A 13,863-nucleotide genomic window follows, 5' to 3' on the forward strand; every position below is an offset into this window, starting at 1 on the left:
GTGCGCGATTGCGCACGAGGCCCGGGACGACAGCGAGTGTGTGGCGCTAGCGCCGCCTCAAATCCCCAGCATCATCTTGGCGATGATGTCGCGCTGGATCTCCGAGGTGCCGCCGAAGATCGTGTAGGCGCGGCCGTTGAGATATTCCGGCACCACCGTCAGCATCTCCTCAGGCGTCGCCGGCTCGTGGTTGAGCTTGTAGAGCGGGCGCATCGGCTCGACGGCGAGGGCGTCATGGCCGATCACGTCGGCCCCCAGCCGCGTCACGGCCTGGCGGATTTCGCTGTTGCGCAACTTCAGGATCGACGACACCGCGCCGGGATTCTGCCCGGTCTGGAGTGCCGAGAGCACGCGCAGCTCGGTCATCTCCAACGCGTCGATGTCAACCTCGACCTCGGAGATGCGCGTGGCGATGTCGGGGCTGTCGATCGCGCGGCCCGTGAGGTCGGACTCGGCGAGATCCGCGATCGCCTTCAGTCCTTCGCGCAGCTTGGCCGACGCGATCCCCGAGCCGCGCTCGAACTCGAGCAGATATTTGCCGTAGGTCCAGCCCTTGCCTTCCTCGCCGACGCGGTTGGCCACGGGCACCCGCACGTCGTCGAAGAACACCTGGTTGACCTCGTGGTCGCCGCCGATGGTGAGGATGGGGCGCGTGGTGATGCCGGGTGTCTTCATGTCGATCAGGATGAAGCTGATGCCCTCCTGCTGCCGCGGCCCGTCGCTGGTGCGCACCAGCGCGAACATGCGGTTGGCGTGGTGCGCATGCGTGGTCCAGATTTTCGTACCGTTGATGATGTAGTCGTCGCCGTCGCGCACCGCGCGCGTCTTCAGTGAGGAGAGATCGGAGCCTGAGCCGGGCTCGGAATAGCCCTGGCACCAATAATCCTCGCCGGAGAGGATCCGCGGCAGATAGAAGTTCTTCTGTTCCGGCGAGCCGAAGCCGATGATGACGGGCCCGACCATCTTCACGCCCATCACGTTGACATTCGGCACGCCAGCCCGTGCGGATTCGGTCTCGAAGATCCAGCGCTGCGCCGGCGTCCAGTCCGGGCCGCCGTGCTCGACCGGCCAGCCCGGCGCGCCCCAACCCTGCCTGTGCAGCGCGCGCTGCCAAGCCATGCCGATGTCGGGATCGGAGAACACGGACGGTGTCAGCGCGGTGGCGCGCTTCATCTCATCGGTGAGGTTCTTCGCAATGAAGCCCCGCACCTCGTCCTGGAAGGCGCGTTCCTCGGCATTGAACGACAGGTCCATGAGGCTCTCCCAGTGTCAGGCGGGCACGGCGGTGCGGCCAAGCCCGGCATGGCGGCCATAATGATGCGCGCTACCGCCGAACAGCGTGTCGAAGGCGACCAGCCGCTTGAAATAGGCGCCAACCTCGAGCTCCTCGGTGACGCCCATGCCGCCGTGGAGCTGGATCGACTGCTCGCCGACGAAGCGGGCGCATTTGCCGATTTTTGCTTTCGCGCCCGATGCGGCCCGCGCGCGCTCGACCGGCGGGCTGTCGGCTTTCAGCGCGGCGCGCAGCGCCATCGAACGGGACTCGTCGACCTGCATGGCCATATCGGCAAGGCGGTGGCGGATCACCTGGTTGGCGGACAGCGGCCGGCCAAATTGCTTGCGGATCTTGGTGTACTCCAGCGTCGTCTCCAGCAGCGTCTGCATGATGCCGACGGCCTCGGCGCCGAGCGCGGCTATGGCGCGATCGACGGCCCATTCGATCGCAGGCAGCGCGTCGCGGTCGTCGCCAAGCAAGGCGTCTTTGGGCAGATGCACGTCGGACAGCGCGATGTTGCAGGCGCGCCCGCCGCCGAGGCGCGCGTAGTCGGAGATCGCGAGGCCCGGCACTGTGGCCGGCACCACGAACAGGCCGATCCGTCCCGAAGGGCCGTGATGGTCATGGGTAACTGCGGAGACGATGATCTCATCGGCGGCATGCCCGTCGAGCACGGCGATCTTGCTGCCGGTCAGGCGCCAGCCCTGCACCGTCTTGTTGGCGACGGTCGCGACCTTGGCAAGATCGAACCGTGCCGCGCGCTCGGAATGCGCAAACGCAAGCTTCAGCGATCCGTCCGCCACCTTGGGCAGGCTCGCCTGCTTTTGCTCCTTGGTGCCGCATCTGTCGATCAGCGCGGCGCCCAGCACCACGGTTGCAACATAGGGCTCCGACACCAGTCCGCGGCCAAAGGCTTCCATCAGGATGCCGACATCGACCGCGCCGCCGCCGAGGCCGCCAAACTCCTCCGGAAGCGGCAGCGCCAGCCAGCCGAGCTCGGCGAATAGTTTCCAGACATCGGGGCTGAAGCCGAGCGGATCGTTCGCCATCTTGCGGCGATGATCGGCGTCGTAGCTTTCGGCCACGAACCGTTCCGCACTCTCGCGCAGCAGGCGCTGCTTGTCACTGAGATTGAGGTCCATGTCGCTACTCTCCGGCCGCCGGCGGCTTGCGCACGGAGGGATGCAGGCCGGAGGGATCGACGATCATGCCGAACTCCTGGAGATTATGCGCGTGGCAGAGCTGATGCAGCGCAAAGGCCTGGTCGATCGCGACGGGCTGGCCCATGACGTCGACGGAGCGATTCACGGCCTCCTTGGTCAGCTTCAGTGCGAAGGACGGCTTTGTCGCGATGCGGCGCGCCAGCTCCAGCACGCGCGACGACAATTCCGCGCGTGGCACGATTTGGTTGACCATGCCGAGCTGATGCGCCTCCTGCGCGCTCCAGCTGTCGGCCGTGAACAGGAACTCCTTGGCCTTGCGTGGCCCCAGCTCCCAGGGATGCACGAACCACTCGACACCGCAGACGCCCATGGTGACGACGGGGTCGCAGAACTGCGCGTCATCGCTGGCGACGATGAGATCGCAGGCCCAGGCCAGCATCAGGCCGCCGGCGATGCACTTGCCGTGCACCTCGGCAATCGTGGGCTTGGCGAGGTTGCGCCAGCGCCGCGTGATCTGGAGATATATTTCCTGCTCGCGCGCGAAGCGGCCATGGGCATTGGGCTCTGCAAAGCCACCCCAATTTCCAATCGGCGGAAAATCGGCACCTGCGGCATTCTTGCCGCCGGGGCGCAAATCGTGACCGGAAGAAAAGTGCGGCCCGTTGCCGGCGAGAATGATCACCTTGACCGCATCGTCCTGCACTGCCGCATCGAAGGCGGCGTTGAGGTCGTAGGTCATTTGCAGGTTTTGCGCGTTGCGCGCCTCGGGCCGGTTCATCACGATCCGGGCAATCGCCGGCTCCAGTCGCTCCACGAGGATGGTCTCGAACGAGGACATCGCTTTTCCCTGGCGTTTCCGTTCTTGTTTTACCCGAGTTGACTATGTGGGCGAGGGATAGGCAAGAGGCTTGCGTCAGCCGGCTGCTGTTCTCGCGCGCCCAATCTGATAGCTTATGCCAGATTTCACCGGGAGAAATTTGATGCGCAAGATCCTGACCGTGCTGGCGGCCCTGGCCTCGCTGAGCTTGACCAATTGCGGCTACAACGCCATCCAGAGCGAGGACGAGCAGATCAAGAGCAACTGGTCCGAGGTGGTGAACCAGTATCAGCGCCGCGCCGATCTCGTGCCCAACCTCGTCAACTCGGTAAAGGGCTTTGCGCAGCAGGAGAAGGACGTGCTGCTCGGCGTCACCAATGCCCGCGCCAAGGTCGGCAGCATCCAGGCGACGCCCGAGGTGCTGAACGACCCCGCAGCGTTCCAGAAATTCCAGGCCGCCCAGGGCGAGCTCTCCAGCGCGCTGTCGCGCCTCCTGGTCGTCACCGAGAACTATCCGCAGCTGAAGTCGGACGCCCTGTTCAAGGATTTGATGTCGCAGCTCGAGGGTACCGAGAACCGCATCACGGTGGCGCGCAACCGCTACATCAAGGCGGTGCAGGATTATAACGTCACCATCCGCTCCTTCCCGAGCAATCTCACCGCGATGATGTTCGGCTACAAGGAGAAGCCGAACTTCTCGGTCGAGAACGAGAAGGAGATCTCGACCGCGCCGAAGGTGGACTTCAACCCGGCGCCCGCGCCGTCGAAGTAAGCGCGTTCGCCTCAAATGCGCGCCCCACACTCCGCAGTCATTCCCCGCGAAGGCGGGGAATCCAGTACGCCGCGGCTTCTCCGTAGCCCGCCGGCGTCTCTGGAATACTGGATCGCCCGATCGAGCCGGGCGATGACCCTGAGTGTATGGTGCGCGGTCATCATTGCGGCGGTATTCCTCGCCTTCGTCATCCCTGCCCACGCCGACGTCGCCGTTCCCCAGCTCACCGGCCGCGTCGTCGACCAGACCGGCACGCTCTCCAGCGCCGACATCGCCGCACTGTCGCAAAAGCTGCGCCATTTCGAGAACCGCAAGGGCAGCCAGGTCGCCGTCCTGATCGTGCCGACGACGCAGCCGGAGACGATCGAGCAGTTCTCGATCCGCGTCGCCGACGCCTGGAAGATCGGCCGCAAGAAGGTCGATGACGGTGCGATCCTCATCGTTGCGAAGAACGACCGGCATTTGCGCATCGAGGTCGGCTACGGGCTCGAAGGCGCGCTCACCGATGTCACGTCACGGCGCATCATCGACGAGATCATCACGCCCAAATTCAGGACGGGCGATTTCGCCGGAGGCATTTCGGACGGCGTCGATCGCATGATCCGCGTGATCGACGGCGAGCCGCTGCCGGTTCCGTCACCAACCGTCAGCTTTGGAAGCCTGGACGATCTCGCTCCGCTCTTCATCGTCACGCTGTTCGTATCGATCGGGGTCGGCGGGTTCTTCCGGGCCATGCTGGGCCGGCTGCTTGGATCGGTGGCGACAGGCGGCATCATCGCAGCGCTGAGCTGGCTCATTCTCGGCTCTTTCGCGCTCGCCATGGTGCTCGGCGTCATCGGCTTCATCATCGGTTTCATCGCCGATCTGTTTTCGGCGATGGGACCGAGTACGGGGTCGTCGCGCGGCGGCGCGTGGTCGGGCGGCTCCTCGGGGGGCGGTTGGAGCAGCGGCTCATCGAGCGACAGCGGCAGCTTCAGCGGCGGCGGGGCCAGTTTCGGCGGCGGCGGCGCCTCGGGGAGCTGGTAGGCATGAGCATCAGGCGCATCGGCAGGCATCTGCTCCAGCATCATTGGCGGGCGAAGCAGATTTTCCCGCAAGCCGTGCTCGACCGCATCGAGCAGGCGATCAAGCAGGGCGAGGCCACCCATTCCGGCCAGGTCCGTTTTGTGGTCGAAGGCGCGCTCGACGGCGGGCCGCTGTTCCGCAACCAGCCGGCGCGCGAGCGCGCGCTCGACGTCTTCTCGCATCTGCGCATCTGGGATACCGCGCACAACAACGGCGTCCTCATCTATCTCCTGCTTGCCGACCGTGACGTCGAGATCGTGGCCGACCGCGGCATCGACGCGAAGGTCGGAGGCGAGGGCTGGGAGAGCATCTGCCGTGCGATGGAGGCGGAGTTCAGGTCAGGCCAGTTCGAACGCGGCGTGATCGACGGCATCGCGGCGGTGTCGCGCGAGCTGGCAAAGCATTTCCCGCCGCAAGGCGCGCATCGCAACGAGCTGCCGGACGAACCGGTGGTGATGTAAGCTTTACGTCGTCCCGGCGAAGGCCGGGACCCATATGTGGACGGCCCCCGTGGCACAAGAGCTTTGTGAGGTTTGATCGGATCGCTTGCATCCATATGTGCGGCCTGTTGATGCAGCTTTGTAGCCGCTGGCCAAGATGGTTTCCGCAACACGAGTTCCAATCACCGCTGCGACCTTGCTCGGCCAATGGGTCCCACGGATTTGCTCGCGTCTCGGGTCGACCGATCACACCATCTCCTCTGCTCCTGCAGCTCCGGTTCGGTCGGCGGACTAAGTCGCCGGCCGGCCGAATCTCTCAACTACGCGGCAACGGCCATTTGGGCATCGATCCGCGCGCTATCGTAGCTTTCCCCCGTGGTCATCAGTTTCCAGGCGATGCGAGCCATCTTGTTGGCCAGCGCCACTGCGGCCAGCTTCGGCGTCTTGCGCTTCAACAGCTCGATCAGCCAGCGAGGCCCGCGATCTCGGGTTTTGGCCATCTTCACCACCGAGGTTGCCCCGACCACCAGCAGCTGACGTAGCCTCTCATCACCTGCCCGGGTGATCTTGCCGAGCCGGGTCTTTCCCGCAGTGGAATGGTCCTTGGGCGTCAGGCCGAGCCAGGCTGCGAACAGCCGCCCCGAGCGGAAGGCGTGTGGGTCGGGCGCCTTCATCACCAGCGCCGCCGCCGTGACCGGACCGATCCCCGGGATCTGCGCCAATCGCCGGCTCGTGGCATCGGCCCGGTGCCAGGCCAGCAGCTTGGCCTCGACCGCCTTCAGCTCGACCTGCACCTGGTCATATTGGCGAGCCAGCATCGCAAACAGCTCGCGGGCCAGCGCCGGCACGCCTTCGTCCTGGCTGATCGCCGCCAGGAACGCGGCGAGCTTGTCCAGCCCCTTGGCCGCGATCAGACCGAACTCCGCCGCATGCCCGCGGATCGTGTTGGAGAGTTGCGTGCGACGCGCGACCAATTGCTCGCGGACGCCCAGCAGCATCAGTGCAGCCTGCTGCTCCGCCGTCTTCACCGCCACATACCGCATCCGCGGCCGGCTCGCCGCCTCGCACAGCCCTTCCGCATCGCGCCCGTCGTTCTTGTTGCGCGGCACGTAGGGCTTCACCAGCTGCGGCGCAATCAGCTTGAACGTGTGTCCCAGCCGGCCGAGCTCGCGTGCCAAGTGGTGGGCGGCCCCGCAAGCCTCGATCACGACCACCGTCGGCGGCAGCTTGGCAAAAAACTCCAGCATCGCCTTGCGGCTGAGCCGCTTGCGCAACACGACCTGCTCGGAGGCGTCAACGCCATGGAGCTGGAAAATATACTTCGACGTATCCATTCCAATGCGGATAATCTGACCCACGGACGGCTCCTGTGAATGAGTGTGTGACAACCTCATTCTGGCACACTGATGCCGTAGGGGGCCGTCCACCCCATCACCGCGAGGTCTACCGATCGCACGCGGTGTAACTCCTGAACGACGAGTCTTCGCCAAACTACCCCCGGGGGTTATGGATCCCGGCCTTCGCCGGGACGATATCGTGGAGGTGATTGTGCGTCCCTTCGTGCATCCACGCGCGAAGCGCAGGCCCATTCAATCATCGAGCTTATTTAAATCCCGCACCGATTGCATGATCGGCTCGAAATTCGAGCGCGCATCCAGCGCGTCAAACAGTTGCGCCGTGTCCTCCAGCAATCCGTGTGACCTCGCAATCGCGATCCGCACATCGTCTTGCGGCGTGTCTGACAAGCGCCCGTGTCCCGACAGCAGGAGCTTCGAATCGAGCCCCTTGAGGCGTTCCAGCGACTGTATGTAGTCGGCAATGCTGCCCGAACCGAACACGCCGCCCATCACGCCGCCGGGCATTAGCGTATCGGCGGCGAACAGCAGGCCCTTATCCTGGTCGAACAGCGTGATGCAGGCCGAGGTGTGGCCCGGCGTGTGCATCACATTGAGGCGGAAATTGCCGAGGTCGATCAGATTGCCTTCCTCGAGCCAGATGTCGATGTTGATCGGCACTTTCGGCTCGTTGAACATCTTTCGCAGCATCGAGAAATCGTCGCGCAGCATGATCTTGTTGGCGGCGAGCCGATGCGCGGCGACGAAGGTGCGGCGCTCATTGAAGTGCCAGGCCGCGCCGATATGGTCGAGATGCTCATGGCTCAGCACCACCATGTCGATCTTTTCCGGCGGACAGCCCGCGAAAGTCAGACACTCGACCATCGCCGGATAGTTCGACGACAGCCCGACATCGATCAGGATCGTGCGCGCCGAGCCGCGCACCAGATAGGCGTTCGCCGCGCGGTTAGTGAAGCGGATCTGGTAAACGTTGTCTGCCGCCTCGATCAGTGTGCAGGTGTCGTTCTTCATCAGGACCGGAAAGGAGGTCAGCTTGCAGTCGCTCATGATTGTGCCGCCGGGTAGTTGACGGCGTTGGACGCGCGCAGGCGTTTGGAGAGCGCATCCATTACCATCAGCGCGAATGCAGGCTGCTGGCTGACCAGATAGACGAAGCGGGCGTGGTTGATCCGCATCACCTTCGTGTTCGGTGCCGATGCGATCGCGGTGGCCGAGCGCGCCGAGCCGTCGATCACTGCCATCTCGCCGAAGAACTCGCCCTTGCCGAGCTTGATGATGCTGGTCTTGCTGGCGCCGTTCACCTTGGCGATCTCGACCTCACCGTCGAGCACGACGAACAGCTCGCGGCCGGTCGAGCCTTCTTCGAAGATGACGTCATCGACACCAAACGCGTTGATGCACTTCTCGATCGTCATGGCACCCCCCAAACGCCTTCTGGCTGACGGGATAGGCCATGTTAGCCGGGGAACGGTGATGGGCAAACAACCGGTTTACGCCGCGCCATTGCGCAGCCGTTCATCTTCGCCCGGTTACAAATTGTCTTACGCCCGCCACGCCGGTTCCACTTTCCCGGCCAAATTCGGCCTCGGACGAGTTCCTAAAATTTCGGTAAGCGGGTCCCGAGGTAAGGAATTCGCAAGCAATGAAAGTTACCAAAAGGTCAACCTAGACTGGAGAATTTGAGCCGTGAGCGAACCAATGCCCGAGCAGGCCACCCTGGATAACGGCGCCGGCGAAGCCGCATCGACCGCGCCGCAGGTCGTCGAGGCCGTCGCCGGGATCGAGGCCCCCTCGATCGCCCCCGATCATGAGGCGCCCCCCAAGCCTGATCCGGTCAAGATCGAGCCGCCAAAAATCGAGGCAGCAAGGATCGAGGTGCCGAAGCTCGAGGCCAAAGCCGAGACCAAGCCCGACCCGAAGCCCGGCAAGCTGATCGTGATGGCGCCGTCAGAGCGCTCTTGGGACGGCTCCTGGGACCGCGAGGACTTTGCCCCCCATGTGAAGGCCGAGGAGCCGCGCGAGACCGGCGGCAAGCGCCGCCTGTCGGCGATGGCCGCGGTGGTGGTGATTGCCGCTTGCGTCGGCGCGATCAGCGGTGCGCTCGCGACCGCCGGCATGATGCGTTTTGCCGCCCCGGCCCAGGCGCCGGTCCAGGTCGCCGACACCAGCGCGCTGGACGCTTCTGTCGCGCGGATCGATGCCGACCTCGTCGCACTGAAGGCCAACGTCGAGCACAGCTCGAAGACCGGCGTCAGCCAGGTCAACCGGGCCAATGACCGCCTCGACAAGCTCGAGAAGGCCCAGGCCGAACCGTTGGCTAAGATCGCAAAACTGTCGGAGACGGTCGACAAGCTCCGCGCCACGCCGCCCGCCGCCCCGGCGCAGGCGGCCGCCGCGCCCGCCAAGGAAACCACTGGTTCGATCGCCCCGACCCAGGTTGCGACCGCAGCGCCAGTCGCGGCTCCCGCACCCGCCGCCCCCAAAACCGAGGTCGGCCGCTTGCCGACGATCGAAGGCTGGAGGCTGCGCGACGTCGCCAATGGCGGCGCGCTGATCGAAGGCCGCGGCGGCCTCTACGAGGTCTATGCCGGCGATCCCATTCCCGGCGTTGGCCGTGTCGATGCGATCCGCCGCCAGGACGGCCGCTGGGTGGTCGTCACCAGCAAGGGCCTGATCGTCGCGCGCTGAACGGTTCGGATACGACTTTCGAAGAGGCGCTTCACTGCCCTGTGAGGCGCCTTTTTGCTTGAATAGGTGTCCCTTCGCGGTGTTACCTGAGACATGAGCCGCGCGTTGCGAATTCTCGTTGCTGCCGCCGCATTGTTGGGCGGCGTGGTTTCGCTTGCGGCGACTGAGAACGCGCAACTGGCGCGCGGCACGGCGATCACCGATCCCGATCTATTGCGCCGGCTCGACCAGAGCGACGCTCTTACGATCTCGCGCCTGCTATGGCCGGAACGGAATGCTGATGTTCCGCTCGCGACCGACCTGATGTTCTCGTCCCTGCCACAGCTCAAAGCAATTCCGCCGGCGATCGATGCGGAGTTCGACCGCTACGTCTCTCGGTACAAGGAGACATATCCGGGCGAGAGCATCGGCGTCGGCGAAGGTTTCGACGTGCAATTGTTCGATCGGGCGAATCTGAAATCCCGCGACACGCGTTTCGTGCTGGCCGGCATCGTCAATCGCATGGACCGCGCCTATGTCTCGGAAGAGTCCTGCGGCGAGATCCGGCTGATCTACCGTCTCACGCGTTTCGAGAGCAGGCCCGACGGCGGCAAGACGGCGACGCGCCTGCCGATGACGCTCAACTTGGTGATGAAGGCGCGCGACGCGCGCCAGACGGATGGAAACGGCAGGCCGATCAATTGCGCCGAGATCGCGCGCCGCTGGCTCGACAATGGCGATTGGCAGGGGCTGATCGGCAGTCGCATCTCCCCTTACGACGCCATGCTCGACCGCATCGAGACCAACATCCAGGTCTCCATCGCGCCGAAATCCGCGCTGCACGATTTCCGCTCCGACTACCTGCTCAAGGTGTTCAAGTACGACGCGGCCACCAAGACGTTCGAAGAATCGACGCTGGAGAACCAGATCGATCGCGACCGGATTCTTGCCGACGACGCGCTGCGGCGCGACTTCAGGGACTGGCTGCTCGCGCCCGATCATCTGCGCGAGTTCGATCGCGGCACCGTGCTGATCCCGGAAAAATTCCTGGCCAAGGCCGCGGTGGTGCCGACCCCCGCCGGCCTCGACGCCTCGGCGTTGCAGCCGGAGTTCGGCATGATGCAAGGGGAAGACAAGGGCGAAGGCAAAGCCGATCCCATCTTCACTGACAATGACGTGGTCAGTGCGCTGAAGCAGGCGGCGGCACGCGGCGTCGACATGCAGAACGTCCGCTCGGCGGCGGGCTTCCAGCGCCGCCTCAATGACGTCACCTGCGCCGGCTGTCACCAGACGCGCGGCATCGGCGGCTTCCATTTCCCGGGGGTCGACTGGCTTGCGGACAAGCCGTCGAATTCCACCATCGTGCCGGCCTCGCCGCATTTCTTCGGCGATCAGCTCCGCCGCCGCGACATCCTGACCGCATTCGCCGCGGGCAAACGTCCTGATTTCTCACGCGGATTTGCCAATCGGCCGCAGACCCGCGGCAGCCTCGAGCTGGCCGGCACCGAATATCAGGACGGCTGGGGTGCACATTGTTCCCTGCAAAATGCGGGATCGGGAACGGCGGACAAGAGTTTTACGTCATGGACATGTGCTAAAGGTCTCACCTGTCAGGCTGCCGCGGCGTCGAGCCGCATCGGCATGTGCTTCATCAAGACGCGTTAGCGCGTGATCCGGACCCGAAGGGCCGCGTTAGCGCAAAGTGTGTAGCGGTTTTCCGAAAAGATCACGCGCACGATAAAGCCAACAAGCGATTTGGATGACCCATGACGGACACGAGCGAAGCCGACAAGGAGCGCAATCGCGAGATTGCGCGCAATGAGGAAGTCAAGCAGGTCACCGGCAGCATCCGCGTCAGCACCTGGGCGGTCGCGGTGGTCGTCATCATCGGCGGAATCCTGTTCACGCTCGGCTGGCTGGCGCTGCGGTGATCTTGCTTACCTCGCCCCGCTTGCGGGGAGAGGTCGGATCGCTCTTGCGATCCGGGTGAGGGGGTACAGGTTCCTCGACGATCTCCCGTGTGGAGAGAGGCCCCTCACCCCAGCCCTCTCCCCGTAAGAACGGGGAGAGGGAGAAGAGAGAGTGCCCTACTTCGCGTAATTCGTCATCCGCTTGCCCGGCAGCAGCTCATAGGCCGGCTTCCAGCCGGGCAGCGCGGCCATGCGGCCGAGCCAGGCGTGGATGGCGGGATGGCTTGCGGCGAAATCGAAGCCATGCTCATCGCTCGGATAGTGCAGATAGGCCATCATTGAGATGTCGGCGACCGTCGGCTTCGCACCGATCGCGAAGGCGTTGTGCTGGAGATGACCGTCGAGGATGCCGAGGAAATCCTCGAGCCGCCGACGAAAATGCTTCAGCACCTGCGGATCGTTGTTTTGCGTGAAGGCGCGCATGAAGCGGTAGGTCGCTATGTAGCCGGTGAGCTTGTGGTTATCCCAGAACAGCCAGCGCAGCAGCTCGAATTTCTCTTCCTCCGTTTCGGCGCCGAAACGGCTATATTGCTCGGCAAGCTTGAGCAGCAGTGGGGCGGTCTGCGTCATCTTCACGCCGTCGATTTCGAGCACGGGAATCTCGCCCATCTCGTTCACGGCCTTGCGCCACTCCGCCGTGCGCGTGACGCCGCCACCGAAATCGGTCCACACCGGCTCAAACCTCTCGCCGCAAAGCGTCAGCATCAGCGCCAGCTTGTAGCTGTTGCCGGATTCCGGGAAGTAGTGCAGGCGGTAGCTGGGCATGGGACCTCGCGAGGCTTGTATTGTCGTGAGGTTATAGCGAGATCGTCCCGCATCGTCATTGCGAGCGCAGCGAAGCAATCCAGCAATGCATCCGCGGTGGGATTCTGGATTGCTTCGCTGCGCTCGCAATGACGGAGTGTGTAGCGCGGCCTGCCTCCCCATCGTCGTCCCGGACAAGCGCAGCGCTGATCCGGGACCCATAACCACAGGCCGTGGTTTGGCGAAAACTCGGAGTGACCAGTCGCACCTCACAACCACTCCCTGCGATTATGGGTCCCGGGCTCGCGCTTTGCGCGCCCCGGGACGACAGCGGTGTATGTGGCGCGCGCCCCGGGGGCCTTACCCCACCGCCCCCGATCCCCGCAGCTGCTTGATCGCCGCCTCGTCGTATCCCGCGCCACGCAAAATCTCGTCACTGTGCTCGCCGACGCCGGGCGGCTTGCGCGGCTGCACCTTCTGGGCACCGTCAACCCAGATCGGGCTCGAGATGGTGAGCATGGTGTCGTTCTCGAACGGCACCAGCACCTCGTTGTCGAGCATCTGCTTGTCGTTCGGGATGTCGTCCAAAATGCCGACGATGCCGAACACCAGGCCATTGCCGTCGAGGATCTTGCGCCATTCGGCGAGATCCCTGGTGGCGAAGGTCTCGTCAAAAATCTTGATCAGCTCGACCGAGCGGGCGTGACGGTCGGCCTTGGTGGCGAAACGCGGATCGTCAATCAGGTCCTCGCGTCCCAGGCATCTGGCCAGTATCGGAAACTGCTTCTCCTCGCTCAGCAGCGACAGGATCAACCAGCGGCCGTCCTTGCACTGGTAGTGGTTGGCCACGGCGTTCAGCGCACGTTCGCGCGGCCGCCGCTCGGCGAACTTGGAGCCGCACAATTTTGCCTGCGCCAGCGTGCCCGCCGCCCATACGCCGTTGGCCATCAGATTGGAGGCGACATGCGAGCCCTTGCCGGTTTTCTCGCGCTGATACAGCGCGGTGACGATCGCGCTGTACAAGGCCATGGCGCAGGGATGGTCGCCCATGCCGGCGACCGAGCGGGCCGGCGTGGTGTCGATGTCGGCGCGGACGAGGTCCATTAGGCCCGAGCGCGCCCAATAGGCATTGCTGTCGAAGCCGGGCTTGTTGGCCTCCTCGCCCTTTTCGCCATAGCCGGTGAAGGAAGCATAGATCAGCCGGTCATTGAGATGGGCGAGGTGATCATAGGTGATGCCGAGTTTGGCGCGCACTGGCGGCGGCATGTTGGTGATGAAGACGTCGGCCTCTTCCACCAGCTTGTAGAGCACGGCCTGCGCCTCGGGCTTTGCGAGGTCGAGCGCGATGCTCTTCTTGTTGCGGGCCTCCAGCAGCCAGGCGAAATTGTGCTCCCCGGTGGGATAGCCCGGAATGTTCGGCAGATTGCGATAGGGGTCGCCGGCGCCGGGCGGCTCGATCTTGATGACATCGGCGCCGAAATCCGACAGCACGGTTGCTGCGGCTGGCGCAGCGATGAAGCTCGCGCAGTCCAGAACCTTCAGCCCTGCAAAAATGCCTTTTTCCATCGCGGCGTTGCTCCTCGCTCTTGTCGTT

Annotated in this window: 14 protein-coding genes; 6 read left to right on the forward strand and 8 right to left on the reverse strand. The window is 64.4% G+C overall.

Annotated features, from left to right (window positions below; all coding sequences use genetic code 11):
• Positions 1-57: 57 nt before the first annotated feature.
• Genes NLM27_RS39545 through NLM27_RS39555 form a run of 3 tightly spaced genes read right to left on the reverse strand, consistent with a single transcriptional unit; the run spans position 58 to position 3,277 of the window.
• Positions 58-1,254, reverse strand: coding sequence for an acyl-CoA dehydrogenase family protein (locus tag NLM27_RS39545; RefSeq protein ID WP_254148417.1), 1,197 nt, complete (start codon positions 1,252-1,254; stop codon positions 58-60).
• Positions 1,255-1,269: 15 nt separating this feature from the next.
• Complete coding sequence (locus NLM27_RS39550) at positions 1,270-2,418, reverse strand: acyl-CoA dehydrogenase family protein (protein WP_254148418.1); 1,149 nt, start codon at positions 2,416-2,418, stop codon at positions 1,270-1,272.
• Between the two features lie 4 nt (positions 2,419-2,422).
• A complete protein-coding gene (locus NLM27_RS39555; RefSeq protein ID WP_254148419.1) occupies positions 2,423-3,277 on the reverse strand; it encodes an enoyl-CoA hydratase in 855 nt (284 codons plus the stop codon).
• A 142-nt stretch (positions 3,278-3,419) separates the two neighbouring features.
• Between NLM27_RS39555 and NLM27_RS39560 the strand changes: the two genes are divergently transcribed.
• The 3 genes from NLM27_RS39560 to NLM27_RS39570 all read left to right on the forward strand — a co-directional run bounded on the left by NLM27_RS39560 (position 3,420) and on the right by NLM27_RS39570 (position 5,554).
• Positions 3,420-4,028: a LemA family protein gene (locus NLM27_RS39560; protein ID WP_166818293.1), complete on the forward strand. Its 609-nt coding sequence runs from the start codon at positions 3,420-3,422 to the stop codon at positions 4,026-4,028.
• 132 nt (positions 4,029-4,160) lie between these two features.
• A complete protein-coding gene (locus tag NLM27_RS39565; RefSeq protein WP_254148420.1) occupies positions 4,161-5,054 on the forward strand; it encodes a YgcG family protein in 894 nt (297 codons plus the stop codon).
• Between the two features lie 2 nt (positions 5,055-5,056).
• Entirely contained in the window at positions 5,057-5,554 is a 498-nt protein-coding gene (locus tag NLM27_RS39570) for a TPM domain-containing protein (protein WP_254148421.1), read from the forward strand.
• 299 nt (positions 5,555-5,853) lie between these two features.
• Here the strand turns inward: NLM27_RS39570 and NLM27_RS39575 are convergent, their stop codons facing one another.
• The 3 genes from NLM27_RS39575 to NLM27_RS39585 form a co-directional block, all read right to left on the reverse strand.
• Positions 5,854-6,891: an IS110 family transposase gene (locus tag NLM27_RS39575; RefSeq protein ID WP_254144077.1), complete on the reverse strand. Its 1,038-nt coding sequence runs from the start codon at positions 6,889-6,891 to the stop codon at positions 5,854-5,856.
• A gap of 231 nt (positions 6,892-7,122) precedes the next feature.
• A complete protein-coding gene (locus NLM27_RS39580; protein WP_254148422.1) occupies positions 7,123-7,935 on the reverse strand; it encodes an MBL fold metallo-hydrolase in 813 nt (270 codons plus the stop codon).
• Complete coding sequence (locus NLM27_RS39585) at positions 7,932-8,303, reverse strand: Crp/Fnr family transcriptional regulator (protein ID WP_254148423.1); 372 nt, start codon at positions 8,301-8,303, stop codon at positions 7,932-7,934. The genes NLM27_RS39580 and NLM27_RS39585 overlap by 4 nt, the downstream gene beginning before the upstream one ends.
• Before the next feature lie 283 nt (positions 8,304-8,586).
• Between NLM27_RS39585 and NLM27_RS39590 the strand changes: the two genes are divergently transcribed.
• The 3 genes from NLM27_RS39590 (at position 8,587) to NLM27_RS39600 (ending at position 11,486) form a co-directional block, all read left to right on the forward strand.
• Positions 8,587-9,576 (forward strand): hypothetical protein, encoded by a 990-nt coding sequence (locus tag NLM27_RS39590; protein ID WP_254149037.1) that lies wholly within the window; start codon positions 8,587-8,589, stop codon positions 9,574-9,576.
• 93 nt (positions 9,577-9,669) lie between these two features.
• The gene (locus NLM27_RS39595) at positions 9,670-11,220 is read left to right on the forward strand and encodes a hypothetical protein (RefSeq protein ID WP_254148424.1); all 1,551 of its coding nucleotides are present in this window, start codon (positions 9,670-9,672) and stop codon (positions 11,218-11,220) included.
• A gap of 101 nt (positions 11,221-11,321) precedes the next feature.
• The gene (locus tag NLM27_RS39600; protein WP_254148425.1) at positions 11,322-11,486 is read left to right on the forward strand and encodes a hypothetical protein; all 165 of its coding nucleotides are present in this window, start codon (positions 11,322-11,324) and stop codon (positions 11,484-11,486) included.
• Between the two features lie 156 nt (positions 11,487-11,642).
• On the opposite strand, the gene NLM27_RS39605 is transcribed toward NLM27_RS39600, so the two are convergent.
• Positions 11,643-12,290, reverse strand: coding sequence for a glutathione S-transferase family protein (locus tag NLM27_RS39605; RefSeq protein WP_254148426.1), 648 nt, complete (start codon positions 12,288-12,290; stop codon positions 11,643-11,645).
• 339 nt (positions 12,291-12,629) lie between these two features.
• Positions 12,630-13,835 (reverse strand): CaiB/BaiF CoA-transferase family protein, encoded by a 1,206-nt coding sequence (locus NLM27_RS39610; protein ID WP_254148427.1) that lies wholly within the window; start codon positions 13,833-13,835, stop codon positions 12,630-12,632.
• Positions 13,836-13,863 lie beyond the last annotated feature (28 nt).

The organism is Bradyrhizobium sp. CCGB12, from assembly GCF_024199845.1.
Taxonomy (GTDB): Bacteria; Pseudomonadota; Alphaproteobacteria; order Rhizobiales; family Xanthobacteraceae; genus Bradyrhizobium.

Bases quoted from the DNA above. Each gene is read 5' to 3' on its own strand.
- NLM27_RS39545 (WP_254148417.1), bottom strand. From the start codon at position 1,254: ATGGACCTGTCGTTCAATGCCGAGGAACGCGCCTTCCAGGACGAGGTG.
- NLM27_RS39550 (WP_254148418.1), bottom strand. From the start codon at position 2,418: ATGGACCTCAATCTCAGTGACAAGCAGCGCCTGCTGCGCGAGAGTGCG.
- NLM27_RS39555 (WP_254148419.1), bottom strand. From the start codon at position 3,277: ATGTCCTCGTTCGAGACCATCCTCGTGGAGCGACTGGAGCCGGCGATT.
- NLM27_RS39560 (WP_166818293.1), top strand. From the start codon at position 3,420: ATGCGCAAGATCCTGACCGTGCTGGCGGCCCTGGCCTCGCTGAGCTTG.
- NLM27_RS39565 (WP_254148420.1), top strand. From the start codon at position 4,161: ATGACCCTGAGTGTATGGTGCGCGGTCATCATTGCGGCGGTATTCCTC.
- NLM27_RS39570 (WP_254148421.1), top strand. From the start codon at position 5,057: ATGAGCATCAGGCGCATCGGCAGGCATCTGCTCCAGCATCATTGGCGG.
- NLM27_RS39580 (WP_254148422.1), bottom strand. From the start codon at position 7,935: ATGAGCGACTGCAAGCTGACCTCCTTTCCGGTCCTGATGAAGAACGAC.
- NLM27_RS39585 (WP_254148423.1), bottom strand. From the start codon at position 8,303: ATGACGATCGAGAAGTGCATCAACGCGTTTGGTGTCGATGACGTCATC.
- NLM27_RS39590 (WP_254149037.1), top strand. From the start codon at position 8,587: ATGCCCGAGCAGGCCACCCTGGATAACGGCGCCGGCGAAGCCGCATCG.
- NLM27_RS39595 (WP_254148424.1), top strand. From the start codon at position 9,670: ATGAGCCGCGCGTTGCGAATTCTCGTTGCTGCCGCCGCATTGTTGGGC.
- NLM27_RS39600 (WP_254148425.1), top strand. From the start codon at position 11,322: ATGACGGACACGAGCGAAGCCGACAAGGAGCGCAATCGCGAGATTGCG.
- NLM27_RS39605 (WP_254148426.1), bottom strand. From the start codon at position 12,290: ATGCCCAGCTACCGCCTGCACTACTTCCCGGAATCCGGCAACAGCTAC.
- NLM27_RS39610 (WP_254148427.1), bottom strand. From the start codon at position 13,835: ATGGAAAAAGGCATTTTTGCAGGGCTGAAGGTTCTGGACTGCGCGAGC.